This is a genomic window from Escherichia sp. TW09308 (assembly GCF_000208565.1).
Lineage (GTDB): Bacteria > Pseudomonadota > Gammaproteobacteria > Enterobacterales > Enterobacteriaceae > Escherichia > Escherichia marmotae.
Genome location: NZ_AEME01000001.1, coordinates 2444371 through 2465036, shown reverse-complemented (window position 1 = coordinate 2465036; position 20666 = coordinate 2444371). Strand labels below are relative to the sequence as shown.

General features: G+C 49.2%; 15 protein-coding genes and 4 pseudogenes. 4 read left to right on the top strand and 15 right to left on the bottom strand.

The window, feature by feature from the left end:
- Positions 1–42 precede the first annotated feature (42 nt).
- Complete coding sequence (gene kptA, locus ESM_RS0111755; protein WP_001151954.1) at positions 43–615, top strand: RNA 2'-phosphotransferase; 573 nt, start codon at positions 43–45, stop codon at positions 613–615.
- Here the strand turns inward: kptA and ESM_RS0111750 are convergent.
- The 6 genes from ESM_RS0111750 to ESM_RS0111725 form a co-directional block, all read right to left on the bottom strand.
- Positions 610–1788 (bottom strand): MFS transporter, encoded by a 1179-nt coding sequence (locus tag ESM_RS0111750; RefSeq protein ID WP_000075091.1) that lies wholly within the window; start codon positions 1786–1788, stop codon positions 610–612. The genes kptA and ESM_RS0111750 overlap by 6 nt on opposite strands.
- 67 nt (positions 1789–1855) lie before the next feature.
- The gene (locus tag ESM_RS0111745; protein ID WP_001517684.1) at positions 1856–2716 is read right to left on the bottom strand and encodes an SdiA-regulated domain-containing protein; all 861 of its coding nucleotides are present in this window, start codon (positions 2714–2716) and stop codon (positions 1856–1858) included.
- Positions 2717–2780: 64 nt separating this feature from the next.
- A complete protein-coding gene (locus ESM_RS0111740) occupies positions 2781–3038 on the bottom strand; it encodes a DUF3343 domain-containing protein (protein WP_010378310.1) in 258 nt (85 codons plus the stop codon).
- Positions 3035–3802 (bottom strand): putative 2-hydroxyacyl-CoA dehydratase activator YjiL, encoded by a 768-nt coding sequence (yjiL, locus tag ESM_RS0111735; protein ID WP_001270705.1) that lies wholly within the window; start codon positions 3800–3802, stop codon positions 3035–3037. Before yjiL ends, ESM_RS0111740 begins: the two co-directional genes overlap by 4 nt.
- Positions 3803–3811: 9 nt before the next feature.
- Positions 3812–4963, bottom strand: a complete 1152-nt coding sequence (locus ESM_RS0111730) for a double-cubane-cluster-containing anaerobic reductase (protein ID WP_010378304.1) — start codon at positions 4961–4963, stop codon at positions 3812–3814.
- A 118-nt stretch (positions 4964–5081) separates the two neighbouring features.
- A complete protein-coding gene (locus ESM_RS0111725) occupies positions 5082–6362 on the bottom strand; it encodes a DUF445 domain-containing protein (protein ID WP_010378299.1) in 1281 nt (426 codons plus the stop codon).
- Positions 6363–6547: 185 nt separating this feature from the next.
- Between ESM_RS0111725 and ESM_RS0111720 the strand changes: the two genes are divergently transcribed.
- Complete coding sequence (locus tag ESM_RS0111720; RefSeq protein WP_000185358.1) at positions 6548–7492, top strand: Rpn family recombination-promoting nuclease/putative transposase; 945 nt, start codon at positions 6548–6550, stop codon at positions 7490–7492.
- 242 nt (positions 7493–7734) lie between these two features.
- Here ESM_RS0111720 and ESM_RS1000000129100 read toward each other — a convergent pair.
- The 6 genes and pseudogenes from ESM_RS1000000129100 to ESM_RS0111695 all read right to left on the bottom strand — a co-directional run.
- Positions 7735–8133, bottom strand: a pseudogene (locus tag ESM_RS1000000129100) (aminotransferase class I/II-fold pyridoxal phosphate-dependent enzyme); the annotation flags it as partial.
- A gap of 77 nt (positions 8134–8210) precedes the next feature.
- A pseudogene (locus tag ESM_RS1000000129650) lies at positions 8211–8264 on the bottom strand (GntR family transcriptional regulator); the annotation flags it as partial.
- Positions 8265–8357: 93 nt separating this feature from the next.
- Complete coding sequence (locus ESM_RS0111710; protein WP_000058877.1) at positions 8358–11621, bottom strand: type I restriction endonuclease subunit R; 3264 nt, start codon at positions 11619–11621, stop codon at positions 8358–8360.
- A gap of 94 nt (positions 11622–11715) precedes the next feature.
- Positions 11716–13077 carry a restriction endonuclease subunit S gene (locus ESM_RS0111705; RefSeq protein ID WP_000535394.1) on the bottom strand — a complete coding sequence of 454 codons (1362 nt, stop codon included), beginning with the start codon at positions 13075–13077 and terminating at the stop codon, positions 11716–11718.
- Positions 13067–14686 (bottom strand): type I restriction-modification system subunit M, encoded by a 1620-nt coding sequence (locus ESM_RS0111700; protein ID WP_001029742.1) that lies wholly within the window; start codon positions 14684–14686, stop codon positions 13067–13069. The genes ESM_RS0111705 and ESM_RS0111700 overlap by 11 nt, the downstream gene beginning before the upstream one ends.
- Positions 14687–14749: 63 nt before the next feature.
- Entirely contained in the window at positions 14750–15916 is a 1167-nt protein-coding gene (locus ESM_RS0111695; protein ID WP_000800829.1) for a restriction endonuclease, read from the bottom strand.
- 196 nt (positions 15917–16112) lie between these two features.
- Here ESM_RS0111695 and ESM_RS01000000124725 point away from each other — a divergent pair.
- Positions 16113–16398: pseudogene (locus ESM_RS01000000124725) on the top strand (BrnT family toxin).
- Positions 16385–16687 (top strand): BrnA antitoxin family protein, encoded by a 303-nt coding sequence (locus tag ESM_RS0111685; RefSeq protein WP_000063150.1) that lies wholly within the window; start codon positions 16385–16387, stop codon positions 16685–16687. The pseudogene ESM_RS01000000124725 and the gene ESM_RS0111685 overlap by 14 nt, the downstream one beginning before the upstream one ends.
- A 33-nt stretch (positions 16688–16720) precedes the next feature.
- Here the strand turns inward: ESM_RS0111685 and yjiA are convergent, their stop codons facing one another.
- The 3 genes and pseudogenes from yjiA to btsT form a co-directional block, all read right to left on the bottom strand.
- Positions 16721–17677 (bottom strand): GTPase, encoded by a 957-nt coding sequence (yjiA, locus tag ESM_RS0111680; protein ID WP_001297640.1) that lies wholly within the window; start codon positions 17675–17677, stop codon positions 16721–16723.
- Between the two features lie 10 nt (positions 17678–17687).
- Entirely contained in the window at positions 17688–17891 is a 204-nt protein-coding gene (locus tag ESM_RS0111675) for a YbdD/YjiX family protein (protein WP_000467859.1), read from the bottom strand.
- Between the two features lie 131 nt (positions 17892–18022).
- A pseudogene (gene btsT / locus ESM_RS01000000124720) lies at positions 18023–20172 on the bottom strand (pyruvate/proton symporter BtsT).
- Between the last annotated feature and the right edge of the window lie 494 nt (positions 20173–20666).

The window sequence follows — 20666 nt, the reverse complement described above, 5'->3', positions numbered from 1 at the left end:
CGATGAGTAAGTAAAGGCAAAAAATACAAGGATGAATGCAAAATGGCAAAGTACAGTGAAAAAGATCTGGCGGATACGAGTAAGTTTTTAAGTTTTGTCCTCCGACATAAACCAGAGGCGATTGGCATCGTGCTGGATCGTGAAGGGTGGGCGAATATCGATAAGCTCATACTCTGTGCACAAAAAGCGGGCAAGCGGTTAACGCGTGCATTACTGGATTCCGTGGTCGCCACCAGTGATAAGAAGCGCTTTAGTTATTCCAGTGATGGTAGGTGTATTCGTGCTGTTCAGGGGCATTCGACTTCGCAGGTCGCTATTGCCTTCACCGAAAAAACACCGCCACAATTTCTCTACCACGGTACGGCAAGTCGTTTCCTTGAGGCGATAAAAAGTCAGGGATTAATTGCAGGGGAGCGTCACTATGTGCATCTCTCTGCTGATGAAGCGACAGCTCGCAAAGTAGGAGAAAGACACGGAGCGCCGGTTATCTTAACCGTCAAAGCACAGGAAATGGCGAAACGAGGAATACCTTTCTGGCAAGCGGAAAACGGGGTCTGGCTGACATCAACTGTTGCGGTTGAGTTTCTTGACTGGCAAGGGAAACAGCCCTTATGAAGTCACCACTTGCAGCTTAAACAATTGCACTGTGCAGATCAGCGCCGCAATAAACAACGCTGCTGCGCCACAGAGAGTGGCACTGGCGAGAGCCGATGTTCCGTTGCCGAGCAAACTGGTCAGCGCCGGGCCAAGAATTTGCCCAATGCCGTAAATAAGCGTCACAAAGCCTAACAGGTTGAGGTTTCCCGGCACACTAAGCTGGCGGGCGATGGTCATCACCAGCGAGGTGGTGCCCATAAAGGTGCCGCCAAACCCAACACTACTGATGATGAGTAATAAAGGCGAGCTGCTGGCGAGGGTTAACAGTACGCAGATCGCCTGCACCAGTAAGTTCGCTGTCAGGCAAGGTAACGCTCCCCAGCGTTTTGCCGCCCACAGCCAGCTAAAGCAACCCGGGACAATCGACAAGCCAACCAGCGTCCAGAGATGGGCGGTTAACAATGGCGAGCCTGCATCTTTCGCCATCAGCGGCAGGTAAGTGGCGACGATGATATAACCAAAACCTGCCAGGCCATACAGAATCGCCAGCAACCACCAACTCATCATCTGTTGATCGTTTTTTGCCAACGGCGCAGGCGCGATGAGGTGTTTTTTCGACGGGATCAATAGTGCCAGAACAATCAATATAATGGCAGAAAGCGCTCCGGCTCCTTGCCACAATGTTTGCGAGGAGAGGGTAAAATGCAGTCCCGCCAGCACATATTCATTGCCCAGCGCGATACCGACGCCAACGCCAGAAAACAGCGCCGCAAGCACAAAGGGATGGCGGGTATGTTGCATAATCAGCGTCGAGCCGAATATCAGCATTCCGGCGCTGGCGACGCCCGCCAGAAAGCGAATCAACAACACCAGAACAAAAGTTGGCAACCATGCCATCGCGAGGATCAATAATCCGGTTGCCAGGGCGCAAGCCAATAAAAACGGGCGCAGACGCGACGGCAGATGAAACGCGCCGAATGAAAACAGCATGCTGCCTGCCAGATACCCTGCGTAGTTGCCGCTGGCAATCCACGACAGTTCGCTAAATGAAAACGTTCCTTCCGCCAGCATGACAGGTAGCATTGGCGTATACAGAAAGCGGCCTAACCCCATCCCTAAGGTCAGAACCAGCATCCCAAAAAACGCGGTGCTGAAAGAGAAGCGTTCTACGGGATGCAATGAAGGGGACATGTTTTACCTTATTTGTATTTTTTGTTGTTAACAAGTTAATAACAAAAAAGGAAAACATGCCAGCCTGTTAATGTGATGATGTAGGGGTAAAGCGATAAAAAAGATTGGGTTCGCCAACGATATAGATATTGCCAGTGGCGTCCATCGCTATCCCTTCGGCCTGTTTGATGTTATGTGACAAACCCCGGCTACCTTTGGTAAGCGACATCTCACCGATGACCTCGCCTGTTTGGGTGACTTCCTGGAGTGCGCGAGACTCATGAGACAGCACCAGAAGTGTATTTTTTTGTGGGTTAAATTCCGCGCCAGACACGTCGTCTAAAGTAAATTGCCGTTGTAATGATTTATCCTTGCTAATGTGCAACTCGTCACTACGTAATAGTCCGGTAACTTTATAGATCTCAATCGGGTTTTTCTCTTTAAAAAACCAAAAAGTGTGGTCCTGGCGAGAATAAGCCAGTCCTTCAAAACCACTATTGGTCGGCGTTTCCTGCAGCGGGATTTTTATTTTTTTGAGGATTTTCACCTCTGAGTTTTCATTAAGAGAAATGACATAAATGGCATAATCGCGCTCATCGCTAATGACAAACTGATTATCGCCAATGTATTCGATCGTCTCGAGATCTTTCACAAAATCCAGAGGAATAGTGCGGATCAAGTCGCCATTGGTGGTCATTTCAACAATTGCCGCGGGCTTGTTGATAGTACTAAACAGGGTATTGCTCTGTGCCGACCAGGTCAGCGAGGAGATATTATTCGTTACACCTTCAATTTCTTTGCCGTCAATGGTGGCGTGGTAATTCTGAAATGATGTCGCATGATTGCTTTTACGGGCGCAAGATTGCACAAAGAAAAAACTCACGACTACGATGGCAAAAAGAATAGCAATACCCGTGATGCGTTTATGTAACGAAAAACTTTTTGTCATGGCATTCCCTTTAAGGCAAATCAATAAGATATCGAGAAGTATACGTAGCGATCTTAATGAATCCTTAACGCGGAGTTGAATCGTAATCTGCAATACACAGCCAGCTCCCATCCTGCTGATAATAAATTGACTCTGTTTGACCTGGGATAACCCATTGTGTTTCCTCACCAGCAGGACACCTCAACCAGATGCATAGCCCACAGCCTCCACGTAACTCACGGGGAATATCCGAGACGCGAAAAGCCATGCCCGCTGCTTGCAACGCCTTGCGCGTTTGCACGACGCCGACCGTTGAGTGAAATAAAAAAAGATACTCTTTCATGTGCGTTTTCTCTGCCGCTGACCAATCACCGCTGCGCCAATTGCGCCAGCGAATTGTGCATCAGGATGGGTATGTACTGGCATTCCCAGGTGAGTTTCCAGCATCCGGGAAACGACCTGGCAATGGCTGACACCGCCAGTAAACAGAATCGGCGCTTCACAGGAGAGACGAGCAATGAAATTGGCGCTGCGGCGCGCCATAGCGTTAATCACTCCGGCGAGAATCGCTTCCGGCGCTACCCCGGCAGAACGCAGACTGATCACTTCTGATTCGGCAAACACCGTACACATACTGCTGATGGCGTGCGGTGGCACATTTTCGGTAATACAGTCGAGTTCCTCGATGCTGGTGCCCAGCGTACTCGAAATCACTTCCAGAAAACGTCCGGTTCCTGCCGCACATTTGTCATTCATCAGGAAGTCACACAGATTACCGTCACCATCAAGTTGAATCACTTTGCTGTCCTGGCCGCCGATGTCGATCACCGCGCGCGTTGCTGGCGCAAGAAACCGCGCTCCCAGCCCGTGGCAGGAGATTTCCGTCACCTGTTTATCGGCAAAATCCACCAGTTGCCGCCCGTAACCGGTGAGCGTCAGAAACGGCGTTGTCTCTAACCCTTCGCGCAGAGTTTCCCAGGCTTCTGTAATTGCTATTGCCGGGCGAAATGGTGTTGGAACGAGGAAACGGCGCATAATCACGCCGTCTGCCAGTAAGATCCCTTTGGTGGCGGTAGAACCGGAATCAATGCCTATCGAATACCTCACAGCCACCTCTTACAGCATCTCAATAAAGGCCGCGACGCGGGTACTGAACTGCCCGATATCCGAAGTGGAGTAGTCCGTTTCAATGGCGATATAAGGAATGTTGTGCTGCTGGCGCACGTGACGTTTAATCGCCAACGATTCCACCGCGTAGGTATGGCACGCCTGCAAAATCACGTCTACCACGCCATCGACCTGATACTCCTCCACCATCTGGCTGAGCATTTTCAGACGTTGATCATTCGGAGAAACACAGGAGCAGCCAATCGCCAGATACTTGTCGGCCAGCGCATCATAGACATCGCCCGTTTCCGCCACACATTGCTCAGTCGCTTTTGCCCCCGTGCAGTTTTCATAACCGACCACCCAGCCGCCGTTCTCTTCAATTGCGCGCACCACTTTCTCTGCTGCGCCGCCAATTGGGCAGCCGGTAATTAAAATGCGTGGACGCGGCTCCAGCCGCTGACCTTCTTCCCATTGCTGACGAACGCGGGCGGTCATTGTATCCAGTTCATTGATCAATGCGTCTTTATCGAAACGGAAGGTTGCGCCGTAAACGACTTTCAGAATGTCGCTGCCGCTAAGCGCCGGGGGATTTAACTGCCCCAGATGATAGAAGTTCGCCAGTGCACGGCGTTCGCGATTTTTCAGTGTAATGGCATCGCGCAACGCGTCTTCTGTGATCTCTTGTCCGAAACGTTCTTCCACTACCTTTTGCAAGCGCAGCATTTCAGCTTTCCACAACGCGCGCGAAGCCTCGTCCTGCACACTGTTCGGCAGTTGCATCACATGCACGGGTTTAAACTCCGCCATGTACTCGTACATTTTCTTTTTGCCGTCGCAGGTAGTTTCACCAACCACCAGATCAGAAAAGTAAAAGTAAGGGCATTTATCAGTTTTGCCGAAGCCGTAGCTACTTTTAATCAGCGGACAGAGGTTGCGCGGCAGATCTTTCTCCGCTTCTTCAATGGTTTCATCAGAGGTGGAACAGAGCGAGACAACAACCGCCCCGGCGGCCATTGGGATCTCCTGCGGCATAAACGTGCAGTAGGTGCCAACCAGCGGAATGCCGCGCTCTTTGAGATCCATGACGGTGAGAAAGCCTTTTTGGCGAGCTTCGGAGAACTGATCGAAAATGGCGGGTAGATCGGTGACAAGTGACATGATTTTCCTTCCCCGTAACACGGGAGATGATGAAAAGAGGCCACATTATTACCATGTTTTTAGTGTGGTTTATTTGATCTCTCTCGCGGTTAGCCTCTTAGCGTATTTTCATTGATCTCTAAAAATTGCCGATGGATAACAAGGTCGGGATTTGCGATAAAAGATACAGTATCAACCCGATACAACCCCCAACCAGCGTGCCGTTAACGCGGATAAACTGGAGATCTTTGCCGATATTTAACTCGATTTGCCGTGACATATCGCGCGCGTCCCAGCTTTTTACCGTGTCAGTAATGTGTCGCGTCAGGAATGCCGAAAACTCAGGCGCGACGCGGTGCGCGGCCTGTTCGAGATGACCATTTAACGACGCCCGCAAGGCGTCATCGGCAATTAACGTCTCGCCAAACCACTGACCTGCCCGCGCGATACGCTCCTTCACGCGAGAGTCTTCGCTGTTGATATCCGCTTTCAGCCACTGCCGTAAATCCCCCCACAATTCACTGAGATAGCGGTTAAAGGCTTCATCTTCTTTCAGATACGCTTTGATATTGTCGGCGCGCGCCGCCATTTCGGGATCGTTTTTTAGCTTATCGATCAACGCAAAGGTGGCGCGATCAAACGCATGGCGGATCTGATGAGCGCGATCGCGGCTGATATCATCAAGCAAAGAATTCACGGCGTCAGAAACCAACTCTGCGCTATGTTCACCCAGCCATTCGGTAGGCAAAATTTTGGCTTTTAGCGGGTGTTCACTCTCCAGCCAGCGGACAATCTGCTGGGCGATAAACTTGCGCGATTTATCACGCTGGAGCAGGGCAATCAACTGTGCGATCAGCGTATCGAGCAGCACCTGATGACGATCGTTTTTGGTCATACTCTCCAGCATCAATGCACTGGTGCCGGAAAGATCCACTTTATCAATCGCCCGATGCACCGCGCGCTTAAGCAGACGCTGAATACGTGCATCATCGGTCAGTTCGAGAAAACCACTCATGATCTGCAACAGATGCTGACCGACACGGCGGGCGTTTTCCGGCTGGCTAAACCAGTTGCCAATCAATAATGCCGGTTCATGACGACGAATCAGCGCGACCAGCGATTGGGTATCAAGAAATTTTTCCTGCACGAACTGGCCGAGGTTTTCGCCAATCCGGTCTTTATTTCGCGGAATAATCGCCGTATGGCGAGAAATAATCGGAATCGGCACGCGGCGAAACAACGCCACCACCGCAAACCAGTCTGCCAGCGCGCCGACCATTGCTGCCTCTGCGATAGCCTTAACACCACTCACCCAAAAATTGGCGGGTAGAAAAAGCGTAACAACAAAGGTCGCAGCGGCGACGAGCAGCAAAGAGAGCGCCAGCATTTTGGCGCGTCGGAGTTCAATGATTTTATTCATATCGTAAGGATAGAGCCTGGCGGTAGATTCACGCAAAAATCGAGATGCCTTCCAGAAAAATGTATCGCTTGCAGGAGAACCAAAATAGCGCTGGAAAGCGCCTCGGGGAATGGGAAATTACCGGGTGAGAGTCGGTTTATTAATCGCTAAAGTCAGGCCATCTCTTTTATAGGTGATGGCTCGCCATGACAAACTCCACGACCAGCACGCCGCATGACGCATTATTTAAATCCTTTCTCTCCCACCCTGACACCGCGCGGGATTTTATGGAGATCCACTTACCCAAAGATTTACGTGAACTGTGCGATCTCGACACCTTAAAACTGGAATCAGCCCGCTTTGTCGATGAAAAATTGCGGGCGCTACACTCTGATATTCTGTGGTCGGTAAAGACCCGCGAAGGTGATGGCTATATCTATGTGGTGATTGAACATCAGAGCCGCGAGGATATTCATATGGCCTTTCGTCTGATGCGATATTCCATGGCGGTGATGCAGCGCCATATAGAGCATGATAAACGCCAACCGCTACCGCTGGTCATCCCTATGCTGTTTTATCACGGTAGCCGTAGTCCTTATCCCTGGTCTTTGTGCTGGCTGGATGAATTTGCCGACCCGGCTACCGCACGGAAACTTTATTCCGCCGCGTTCCCGCTGGTGGATGTCACCGTGGTGCCGGACGACGAGATTGTGCAGCATCGCAGAGTCGCCCTGTTGGAGTTGATCCAAAAGCATATTCGCCAGCGCGATCTGATGGGGCTTATCGATCAACTGGTAGTATTACTGGTTACAGAGTGTGCTAATGACAGCCAGATAACTGCGCTGTTAAATTACATTTTACTGACTGGCGATGAAGCGCGTTTTAAGAAGTTTATCAGCGAACTTACCCGTCGAATGCCACAACAAAGGGAGCGAATAATGACGATTGCAGAGCGAATTCATCATGATGGATGGCTGTTGGGGAGGGAGAAAGGGAAAGAAGAAGGGGAACAGCGCCTCCTCCGATTGTTGTTGCAGAATGGGGCAGATCCTGAATGGATACAAAAAATCACCGGACTTTCGGCAGATCAAATGCAGGCATTAGAGCAGCCCTTGCCTGAAAGCAAGCGCGATCCATGGATCGAGTACTAATCAGAGACTGATGGCATACGAAAAACTGCCTGATGCGCTACGCTTATCAGACCTACATTTTATCTGCAATCTATTGAATTTACGATATTTGTAGGCTGAATAAGGCGTTCACGTCGCATCCGGCATGAACAAAGTGCACTTTGCCTAAGTCAGGTTGGAACGTGGCGATGACCCGGCAGAGATAAAACGAGTTACAGGCGATTCGTGAGAGGAAATTCCAGCGCTTCGCTACTATTTCGTATTTATTCCATTGCCCGATACACGGCCTCGCCAATGTGCTTCAGCGCTTCGCGATAAGTTTCGCTGAGCGGTAAAGCGCAGTTGATGCGCAGACAATTACGGTATTTGCCGGAAACTGAGAAAATCGAGCCTGCCGCTACCTGGATTTTCATGCGGCACAGTTGCCGCGCGACGCAGACCATATCGACCTGTTCAGGCAGTTCTATCCACAGTAAAAATCCGCCTTTCGGGCGTGTAATACAGATTTCGCAGGGAAAATATTCCCATATCCAGCAGGTATAAAGCGCCATATTGCGCTGATAGTTTTGCCGCATCCGCCGGATATGGCGATGATAGTGACCTTCCAGCACAAACGTTGCTGCCGCCATTTGCGTGGACGGTACATTAAAGCTGCTGGTGGCTGGGTTTTATGTTGCGCAACAAAATAGCCCGAACGTGGCTGCGGAGTGATGAGCTTCATCGTCTCCAGCGTCTGATACGCCTGCTGCACGGTACTGATGCTGACGCCGTGCTCCTGACTTAAGCTGCGCACCGACGGTAATTTCTCCCCGTGACGATACAGCCCTTGCTCAATCTAACGTTAATTCAGAATGGCCGGATAACAAAGTGTATCCGGCCTTCATAATTAATTTAAAGCACTCATATGATGTTCTTTAAAATTCTCTGCCTGTGCCAGCACACCCATATAAACATCATCATTCGCTACTGGCGGGAATTTATGCTTGTGTAGAAGCAGAATAAGTTCAACTTTTAGTTTCGCTTTAATATCATCGCGTTTACTCCAGTCAGGATATTTCGATGTGTTGTCAACCACGCTTTTCATCTCTTTTGCCAGCGACAGCATTTTTTCATCGTCATAGGTGAACTGATATTTATCGCGCATATGGGCAAGAATGTCGTAAAACGCTTTTTCTTCAATATCAATACCTAAATCGGCCCAGGTGCCCATTTCGGTTTTAATATCATAGATAATATCGGTCATTTCCTGGCTGAATGTATCAAATTCTTCACCGTTGAGTACATCATCTTCTCGTCGCTCATTATAACGATCTATAATCGCCTGGAAGCGGCGGGTGAAGTTAATCCCTTGCAACTGGTTCACTTTTTTGAAGTCGCTGATCGCTTTCTCCAGTAATTTTTGCAATAACTGGATCTTCGTTGCCGGAAGTTTGATCTTGTTAATTCGTGCCAGATAATCTTCGTCAAAAATATCGATAGACTCCGCTTTTTTGTCGCCAAGAAAATAAATTTCTTCTACGCCATCAGCTTTTAACGCTTCTGCAATCATTTCACGAACGCGTGCATTCATCTGGGTGACATCCGGTGCGTCACCTTTCGTCAGCTTGAAAACAATTGAACGAACAGCAAGATAATAGTGAATATAGTCACGTTCTGTCTGTGATAGTGCTTCGCTGCCACAGCAGACGTCGTAGGCGGCTTTCATGCGTTTAACCAGTCCCATAAAACGACGTTCAACTTTCTGGGTGCGCAGAACAAATTCCGCTGCGCGGTTGAGGCAGGATAATTGCGCTTGTGGTTCACCACTAAAATAATCCCGGCTGTCAAATTCGTAAAAGACTTGCCCCAACAAATCGAGATGGTTTTTAACTTCTATAACCGATTGCTGAATATCTTCAAAGTTGGTGGCATCAATGCGGGAATACATTGCCAGTGCCTGGTTCATCTGACTCTTAATTCCGATGTAGTCCACCACTAACCCTTTACTTTTGCCTTCCAGTTTACGGTTAACGCGAGAAATGGTCTGGATAAGATTATGTTTTTGTAAGGGCTTATCAATATAGATGGTGTCCAGTTCCGGAACGTCGAAACCGGTCAGCCACATATCAACGACAATGGCAATTTTGAAATTCGATTTAGCGTTTTTGAACTGCTTATCCAGCTCTTTACGATATTCTTTTGTGCCCAGTAAATCATAAAGCGCCTCGTCGTCATCTTTACCGCGCGTCATGACCATCTTCACCATTTCAGAAGGCGGTAACTCTTTCTGCTCCTGTTTCGTCAGGACGACGCCATCGGGTGCTTGCTTCACCTCAAACCAGGCGGGGCGAATAGCTTTAAGCTGGCGGTAGAAATCCCAGGCAATTTCACGGCTGGCACAAACAAACATGGCTTTGCCTTTTACGGTGGAACCTTCGGCTACGCGTTTTTCATAATGTTTAGCAAAATCTTCCGCGAGGGCTTTTAACCGATCTTCATCACCCAGAACCGCATTCATGGTTGCGGTGGCTTTTTTGCTTTCGTCGATTTGCCACTCATTGGTGCCTGCGTTTGCGCACTCTTCGTAATACTTTTCGACTTCTTCCAGTTTGCTGGAGTCCAGGATCACTTTCGCCGCACGGCCTTCGTACACGATGCGTACAGTGATTTCATCCTGAACGGATTCGGTCATGGTGTAACTGTCGATCACCTCACCGAAGACATCGAGCGTCGCGTCAATCGGTGTACCGGTAAAGCCAACATAGGTGGCGTTTGGCAGTGAATCGTGCAGGTATTTCGCAAAGCCATAAGTTTTGCGCACTTTTCCGCTTTCTTTATCGACGATGACTTTCTGGTCGAGGTTAACCTGGCTGCGATGTGCTTCGTCCGAGATGCAAATGATATTGCTGCGTTCAGAAAGAAGTTCGGTGTCTTCGGTGAATTTATGGATCGTTGTCAGGAAGACACCGCCACTATTGCGTCCCGCTAGCTGATTACGCAGATCTTCACGGCTGGTAACGGGAACGATGGTGTCGTCGCCAATGTAATTTTTGGCGTTGCACATTTGCGCAGAAAGCTGATCGTCCAGATCGGTGCGGTCGGTGATCAAAACAATGGTTGGACTGGCAAACTCCACGCTCTTCATCAAAAGACGCGTTAAAAATTGCATGGTGTAACTTTTGCCACAGCCCGTTGCACCAAAGTAGGTGCCGCCTTTACCGTTACCGAAAGGTTTACGCGCTTGCTTGATGCTGTAATAGAGTTTGCGGGCGGCATAGTACTGCGGATAACGGCAGCAAATTTTAACTTCATGCTTGGCTTTATCCGGGAAGCAGATAAAGTTTTTAATCACATCCAACAGACGTACCGGGTGAAACAGCCCCTGAATCATTGAGTGCAATGACGGAATTCCGTCCTGTTCACGGTTTTCATTACCGGTGACTTTGCGCCATGAGTAAAAGTATTCATAGGGCGCAAACAGATTGCCCATCCGGTTATTTACGCCATCGCTAATAATGCAGAGCGCGTTGTAGATAAACAGTTGCGGAATATCCCGGCGATAGCGTTTACAGAGCTGCTTCCAGGCATCGCCAATACTGGCATCCTGCTCGCGCACCGCACTTTTAAATTCAAAGACGACCAGTGGCAGACCGTTGATATAGAGAATACCGTCAGGAATACGAGTCTGATTATCTTTGCCGGAGATTTTAAGCTGGTTAACAATCTTAATCCGGTTAAGCGGCGGATTAATATAGGAAGGCGGGAGTTCCGCCGCCTGTTGCAACGGGACATCTTCGGCGTCAAATATCTGGCGCAGTGCGGCAGGTAGATGCCGGGTGTCGAGCAATTCAATATAGAGATCTTTTTGTTGCCGATCGTCGCGTTTGAACAGAAAACCATTTGCCAGCCAGCGACAAAATGTTTTGTTGCTTTCATAAAGATCGGAAGCAGGAAGCGTGGTGAACTGTTTGATCAGTCGCTGAATCTCTTCTTCAGTAATGCCATCAGGCTGGTAGCGTGCCGCTAAATAATGACGGAGATCGTCTTCGATAATGACCTGATCGAGACTCGAACGTGGGACATTATCGCCGATCAGGTGTTGATATCCCTGATCCTGTAACAGTTCAATGATCGCTTGTTCTAATTTTGCTTCACTGAAAGAGAGACTCATATCGCGCTCCAACCCTGGCTAATTTCTGGTAAGCATTCCCGTATCAGTAGAAAACCTTACCAGAAAGCCCCTGATTTTACAGGGGCAAAATGCGTTATGCGGCTTCTGTATCGGTGGTGAGATCCGGAAGATCGTCCAGGGATAGCTCACCGGAGATGAGTTTCGGGAGCAGGGTGTCGCGTAGGGCGGTCATTTGGTTATTTAACAATCTTTGATTTTTAATCTTCGCTAAATATCCTCCAACGATATTATCATATTTAGTAATCAACGATGAAGTAGGAATTAGACAGAAAGAGTTACTTAAATCTCCTTTTTTGATGTGCCCCATTGTTACCGCTTTTGCCTCTGCAATATGTTGAAATCTTGAAAGATGCTGTTTTGTCCACATAAAATAAAAAGATTGTGGGTATTTTTTTGATGTGACCTTATATAAATGCTGATTTAATGCAGCATTCCCACCAGTCCAAATATCGATCATCAAAGTCCCCGACCATGAGAAAATCATATCGCCGTCATACACCTTACAACTATCAGAAATATCAGTTCTTGCTCGTTCGTCATTAGTTATTTGTCCTGCTCGGAGATCTGCTATTTTTAATACAGGTAAATAATCATCCTCCATATTCTTCGGCCTAAATTTTTGTAAAGCCAAACCATTCTGGAAATTAGCAATATGATCTAATGATTTAATTTGCCATCCCTTTGGCATCCAACCCAACTCCGTTTCTTCAAATTCACTTGGGAAAAGCGAGCGGATTTCCGCCGGAAGCGGTTTAAAATCTGCACTATTACGTACTTTTTGACGCAACTCGGCACGAGATTGCAGAGCCTCCGGGATTGGATTTCCTGCATCCAGGGCGTTATCAATCACCGGATCAAAATCCACAAACCAGGATTTAAAGAGGGTTTGGGACATTTGTTCCAGGATTTTATTAATTTTATTATTTAAATCAATTTTTTTATCAAGACACTTTAATTGATGAGAAATTGATTTTTGTAAAGAGACTGGAGGTAGTCTTAGTATTATTTCTCGAAGTTCAGACTGTTTAATACCTGTAACAGTGCTTCCGGAGGCTCTTCCGTCAAGCTGGTTTTGGACAAAAGAAGATTGCAATAGATATAAAAGGTAATCATTTTCTAGAATTCCTTTTTTACCCCTTAGAGTAATAACTCGTTGAGCCAAAGCTACCTTACGTGAATCTAATTGTGCGACTTCACCAAGTGGAGCCTCTGTAGTTAGCACTACATCACCTTCCAAAGGTAACCCACGAACCATCCAGTCATCATAATCATTAATAGAAATAAATTCATTTACTTCTTGAATTCTGCCATTTTTAATTATTTTTGCCGTGATTAAGGGGATGCCGTTATCAACTTTTTTTGGGGTTTTACCCCTGTAATCAATAATAGCGTCCATACAATCTTCAAGGCGCATTTCTATATAATTACTCCCCATAACCCAGCGCCTCCAGATTCTGGCGAATCGCACGATCCAGTTCTTCCGCCTGCTTCATCTGCTCAAACAACGTCTTCGACAATTCACGCATTTTGGTCTCAAATGCCACGCCGTCTTCTTCCTGCTCGGCTGCACCCACATAGCGGCCCGGTGTCAGAACGTAGTCGTTATCTTTAATATCTTGCAGGGTCGCAACTTTGCAGAAGCCTGCCTGGTCTTCATATTTTTCCAGCTTGCTGTCACCACGCGCAATCCGTGCAGCCAGTTCTTCTGGCGTACTGCGCCAGGCATGGTAGGTATCGGCGATTGTGGCAATATCTTCCGTCGTTAACTCTTTAGTTGTGCGACTAATCATAGTGCCGAGGTTACGCGCATCAATAAACAGCGTCTCGCCCTGACGATCACGATAACCTTTGGCCGGATCGGCAGCCTTCGATTTGGTCATAAACCATAAACACACCGGGATCTGCGTGGTGTAAAACAACTGACCTGGCAGAGCGATCATGCAGTCGATCAGATCATTTTCGATCATCTGCGCACGGATCTCGCCTTCACCGCTGGTGTTAGAACTCATCGAACCGTTTGCCAGCACAAAACCTGCTGTGCCGTTAGCCGACAGCTTGGAGAGCATATGCAAAATCCAGCCGTAGTTGGCGTTACCGGTTGGCGGCATACGATACCCAGCAAAACGTGGGTCTTTGGTTAATTCGGCTTCATTACGCCAGTCTTTCAGGTTGAAGGGCGGATTCGCCAGAATGTAGTCGGCTTTCAGGTCCGGGTGCTGGTCGCTAAAGAAGGTGTCTGCCGGTCGTTCGCCGAGGTTAGCTGAAAGACCGCGAATGGCGAGGTTCATTTTTGCCAGTTTATACGTCGTGGCTGTCAGTTCCTGACCATACAGCGCGATATCACGACTTTTACCCTGATGGCTCTCAACAAACTTCACCGACTGCACAAACATCCCCGCCGAGCCGCAGCACGGATCATAAATTTTGCCCTGGAAGGGTTCGAGCATTTCAGTTAACAGCGTAACCACACATTTGGGCGTGTAGAACTCACCACCGCCTTTGCCTTCGGTTGCGGCAAACTTACCGAGGAAGTATTCGTAAACGCGTCCGACCAGGTCTTCTTTCGATAACGTTTCAACGTCAGTTTCGTGTGCCAGCGTTTCGATGTTGTCGATGGTATCAATCAGTGACGCCAGTTTTTTGGTTTCCAGATTCTGACGGCTGAAGTAGTTGTCTGGCAGCGCGCCTTTCAGCGTTGGGTTACGTTTCTCTATGGTCGAGAGGGCGGTGTCAATACGGACCGCAATATCGTCCTGTTTGGCATTTTGTTTGATAAACGACCAGCGCGCTTCTTCCGGCAGGTAGAAAATGTTGTCCTGCTGGTAGAACACTTCCATCTCAAGGAAGTCTGCTTGCCCATCGGCAATCATTTTTTTGCGGCGTGCTTCAAACTTATCGCTGATGAATTTCAGGAACACGAGGCTCAACACCACGTGCTTGTATTCGGAGGACTCAACGCTACCGCGAAGCTGGTTTGCGGTATCCCATAATGTTTCTTCAAAGCCTTTCTTTGCTTTGGCTTTTTTAGTTGGTGCTTTGGCCATGATGAACTCTGTTCAGATAAATTGGGTCGCTATTGTAATGGTAGAGGCGGCAGATTTCGCCCTTTAATCCATCTCCAGCTCATCAAACAACTGCAAATCCACATCCAGCAATTCAACTGCATTGCTGCGGCGAATGCCGACATTATTTTCGATTAACAGTTCCAGTAAGCGATCGCCGTCGATAAGCGTAATGGGCGCGGCACCCGGAAAGAGCGCTGCTTCTGCGCATTTCGCTGCAAATTTTCCGGTGGTGATGAGCGTACCGCGAATGGCTTTGTGGTAAGGCAATGCCCCGCGCAACTGGTCGATATACGGGCGAGTGATAGTGTTCTGCATTCTTTTGACCTGCACCACTTCGGTAATAGTGGTGATGCCGACCTGCACCTGACCAATCACGTCCACGCCTTTATCGCCTGAGGCTTTGGTCACTTCGACCTGCTCGTAGCCCATTGCTTCCAGTAATTGACCGACCAGTTGCTCAAACTTGTACGGGTTCATCGTACTGATTTGTTCGCGCAGCAGCTCTTTTTGCTGCTCGTTGTAGCGCTTCACGGCTTCCAGCAGCTCTTTACGCGGATCGCTTTTTCGTGCAGGTAACGCTTTTCCAAGCCAGGCGCGCCCGGTATCGGTGATGCGATAGCTCATGCCTTCACGGTTAACCATGTCACGGTCGATAAGGTTATAGAGACGGGAGTAGAGCGTGCTTTTCACTGAACTTGCGGAAGCGAATTTCGAATGCTGATGCAAAAAGGCCTGCCATTCCGGTAGTAAATCGGCGCGGCGCGACATTTCCCGGCCAGCCAGCAGCTCAAGCAGTTGCAGAATTCCTTCCTGGTCGTCCAGTGAACGCAGCGTTTTTTCGTCATCTTGCAGGAATTTTTGCCCGCGCGAGGTGGGCTGCCAGGTATCATCTGGTGTGCTTTCCATCAGCTCAAACTGGGGATAGTTGAGGAATAAGTAGCAGCCGTAGCTGTGTCGCGGGTTCAATATGTGATTATCGGTATCCCAAATACGACGGGCGATGTCGGCATCTTCGCCCGTTAAGCGTTCGCTGATCCACAGGTCAGGTTCCGACCAGTCAACGGGTTTTTGCGGCGTACCAGTTTGCTCGTGAATGGCGGTAATCATATTGCGCACCGCTTTCAGAGAATAGCCTGATACGGCTTTCATCATAGCCTTAACTTGCGCATAGGTAGGAAAAAGCGGAGTAATAACTTTGTAGTTTTTCACGGTAATCCCTTAACGACAGCGAGGTGCTTAGTGTGCCACGTCAGGCGAGAAATTCTATTGGATGAATCAAGTCCAACTCACACATTGTCAATTTCATGGTTGATTATCCAAAACGTGATGCTATTTCCAACATCAACGCTATAATTACAGAACAATTGTAGATACATTTTTGTATATACAATTAGGGATGGCAATTATGCCAATGGAGTTTGAATGGGATGCAAACAAGGTCAAAAGTAATCGGGTGAAACATGGCATCCGCTTTGAAGATGCGGTGTTAGTTTGATGATCCACAACATTTGTCACAGCAAGATCGCGTAGGAAACGGTGAGTATCGCTGGCAGACTATCGGCCTGGTACACGGCATCGTAGTTATTCTGGTTGCGCATATCATCCGTTTCGAAAGCGGAAATGAAATTATTCGAATCATTAGTGCACGAAAAGCAGATCGTAAAGAGAGGAGTCGCTATGAGCATGGTTAAACATAAACGAGGGACACCCTCTACACTCGATGTGCAGCATGAGGCCGAACTGAAGGCTCTGGCGAATAAATCCGACGAGGATATTGATTACAGTGATATCCCTCCTTCCAGCGATGAGCAATGGTCAAACGCCGAACGGGGTAAGTTTTATCGGCCATTGAAAACCCAGGCTTCGGTGCGTATTGATGCTGATGTGATGGAATGGCTGAAGCGGCCAGGTAAAGGCTATCAAACCCGCCTGAATGCAATTTTACGTGAAGCGATGCTGCGCGATCAGAACAAAAAATAATTCAGGCCGCCAAGTGGCGGCCATCATCCCAACTTACTTCCTCAACCCCGCAAACGCTGCCCTTATCTCTTCCTCCGGCAACTGGATCCCAATAAACACCATCGTGCTATGCGGTTTTTCATCGCCCCACGGGCGGTCCCAGTCGGCGCTGTAGAGGCGCTGGACGCCCTGGAACAGCAGGCGGTTAGGTTCGCCGTCAATCCACAGCATCCCTTTGTAACGCAGCAGTTTATCTGCCGATTCCAGCAGCAGGTTTTCCATCACCCGGGAAACTTCGCTGATATCTACCGGGTAATCCAGTTCCACCACAATCGACGAAATATCGTTTTGTTTATCCGCGATAAAGTGGAAACGCGGTTTGGTGCTGACAACGTTTTCTTCCAGCATAAAACCGTTGGTGTTGAACAGCAGACCCAGGTCGATGTCGCCGTGAGTGACGGTGTAGACCGGTGCACGGGCGTTGATGCGCGCCAGGCGTTCACGCAGTTTTTCTGCTTCGCCAGCGACGTCGGTTTTGGTCAGCAGAATACGGTCGGCGTAGCCAACCTGTGACTGGGCGATAGTGAACTGGTTCATCTGCTCATCGGCATGTACCGCATCTACCAGCGCAATCACGCCGTCCAGCAGGTAACGCTGGCATAAAATCTCATGGGAGAAAAAGGTCTGAATAATCGGGCCGGGATCGGCCATGCCGGTGCATTCAATCACCAGACGATCGAACTGAATATTGCCCTTGTCGAGATTATCCAGTAGGTCGAGCAGCGCATCTTCCAGTTCGTTGGAGCGGGAACAGCAGATGCAGCCGTTGGTCAGCGTTTTGATCTGCGTGGCGCGGTCGCCAATCAGTTGATCATCGACGGAGACTTCGCCAAATTCGTTTTCAATTACGGCAATCTTATAGCCGTGCTGTTCGTTAAGAATATGGCGTAGCAGGGTGGTTTTGCCCGCGCCTAAAAAACCGGTGAGTAGGGTGACTGCAATCGGGTTCATGCTCTCTCCATTAACAACAGCGCATACCGCCTTTACCATCGCCGCCGTAGCGCGCGTTCTGGCGTTCGCGGAAGAATTCTTCATAGCTCATGTACGGCTTGTCGGGATGGTTGGTCTTCATATGCTCGACGTAGTTGTCGTAGTCTGGAATGCCAATCAACATCTTCGCCGCCTGGCCGAGATATTTTTTTGCCTGTCCTAAGTTACCAAACATTTTGCCTTCCAGATATGCGTAAAGCCCGGAAGAGCCGGGCCGGGGATTTGCCGGATGCGGCGTAAAACGCCTTATCCGGCCTACGATAGACACTTTGTAGGCCGGATACGCGCAGCGCATCCGGCAACCGGTTAGTGATGCGAAGAGATCTTCACGCCGCCTTCCGGGATTGGAACGTACGGCGTTTCTTTGTCAGTACGTTTGTCACTGTTACGCACCTTCAGCCAGGTTTTGAAACCGTAGAAGATGATGCTGTACACCACAATCAGGAACAGAATACTCAGGCCTGCGTTGGTGTAGTTGTTCACAACGATGTGGTTCATGTTGGCAATCTGCTGTGCCGTCAGGTCAGTACCGTTAGCAATCTTCTCTTTGTACTGGTTTGCCATGTAGAAGAAGCCTTCCATCTGCGGGTTGTTGCTGAATAGCTTCAGACCCAGCGCCCGGTAGTGCAGATAAGCAGCCATACTGCCGGGATAACGGTAACCCAGATGTATTTAGTGCGCTTCATCTTAATCAGCACCACAGTGCTCAGTACCAGCGCCACGGCTGCCAGCATCTGGTTAGAGATACCGAACAGCGGCCACAGGCTCTTAACGCCGCCCAGCGGATCGACCACACCCTGATACAGCAGGTAGCCCCACAGACCCACACAGCCCGCAGTACCGATGATACCGGCAACCAGAGAGTCGGTTTTTTTCAGGAACGGGATGAAGTTGCCCAGCAGGTCTTGCAGCATAAAGCGGCCAGAACGCGTACCGGCATCCAGCGCGGTCAGGATGAACAGTGCTTCGAACAGAATACCGAAGTGATACCAGAAGCCCATGTCAGCCATCGGCAGCACTTTGTGGAACACGTGAGCGATACCTACCGCCAGCGTCGGCGCGCCACCCGCACGGTTCAGGACAGAAGGTTCACCAATGTCTTTCGCAGTTTGCAGGATCTGTTCCGGCGAAATCACGAAGCCCCAGGAACTGACAGTTGCCGCCGCGTGTGCGGTAACGTCTTTCAGTTGTGCCATGATGACAGGCGCGTTCTCGCCACCCATTTCATGCAGGTTAGGCATGGTGATGCCGAGACCCGCTGGCGGGGTGTTCATTGCGAAGTAAAGACCCGGTTCGATGATGGACGCAGCAACCAGCGCCATAATCGCCACGAAGGACTCCATCAGCATTGCGCCGTAGCCAATGAAACGCGCGTCGGTTTCGTTAGCCAGCAGTTTCGGCGTCGTACCGGAAGAGATCAGCGCGTGGAAGCCAGATACCGCACCACAGGCGATGGTGATGAACAGGAACGGGAACAGAGCGCCTTTCCACAGCGGGCCAGTACCATCAATGTACTGGGTCATCGCAGGCATTTTCAGTTCCGGGTTCAGCACCACGATACCCAGCGCCAGGCCGACGATAACGCCGATTTTCAGGAAGGTTGCCAGATAGTCGCGCGGTGCGAGGATCAACCACACCGGCAGCAGCGCGGAAACAAACGCATAGCCAATCAGCGCGAAGGTAATGGTGGTGTCTTTAAAGGTCAGTGCCGGACCCCAGTAAGGGTCGTGAGCAATCACGCCGCCAAAGTAGATAGAGGCAACCAGCAGCACAATACCAATGACAGAGACTTCACCTACACGCCCCGGACGAATAAAGCGCATGTAGATACCCATAAACAGCGCAATCGGTACGGTTGAGCAAACGGTGAAGACACCCCACGGACTTTCGGCCAGGGCTTTAACCACGATCAGCGCCAGTACCGCCAGGATGATGATCATGATTAAGAAACAGCCAAACAGCGCGATAGTCCCAGGTACTGGCCCCATCTCTTCTTTGATCATCTCACCGAGAGATGCGCCGTTACGGCGAGAAGAGATAAACAGCACCATAAAGTCCTGAACCGCACCGGCCAGCACCACGCCTGCCAGCAGCCACAGCGTGCCCGGCAGGTAGCCCATTTGCGCGGCGAGAACCGGCCCCACCAGCGGACCAGCACCGGCGATAGCGGCGAAGTGGTGACCAAACAACACGTAACGGTTGGTCGGAACATAGTTCAGACCGTCGTTGTTAATAACCGCAGGCGTCGCGCGCGTGGGGTCGAGTTTCATCACCTTCTGGGCGATGTACAGGCTGTAGTAGCGATACGCCACCAGATACACCGACACAGAGGCGACCACGATCCACAGGGCACTGACGTGCTCCCCCCGACGTAATGCAACTACCGCGAGGCAGAATGCACCGATGATTCCGAGAATCACCCAGGGTATGTGCTTGAATATCTTTTTAGTATCCATAGTAAAACCTGGCATGTATTGATTAATAGTTGGCCGAAACCGTTCTAGGTTTGCGTTGCGTTTGAGGAGGTAAATTGACCGCTATCCTGCAGTGATGTTGCCAGAGTTACGCGCGCGTAAAGTAAGGTAAATAACTGAGCGGTTATATTAGGGATGTAAGCGGTCAGTTTTGCAGTTGAGCGGTATTGGGCGAGGTTTACGAAGGTTATTTATGTGATGATGATCACACCCAGGGCGAATTTTATCTCCCGGTTGTGTTACTCATATAAAAATTATATTTATTCTATATATATTAAATAACAATATAAAACCACACTTCCCAACCGGTAATATTGTTTTGGCCAATAATATTAAACTATTGGCAAATATTCTCATGTTCAAAATAGATACAATTAGTGTAAAAAAAATAAGAAAAGAAAATGTACCAATGCGTGGCTATTGTATTTTTGAACAAAAATAAAAAAAGTGAGGTAAATTTAGCCAGTTTAAAGCCG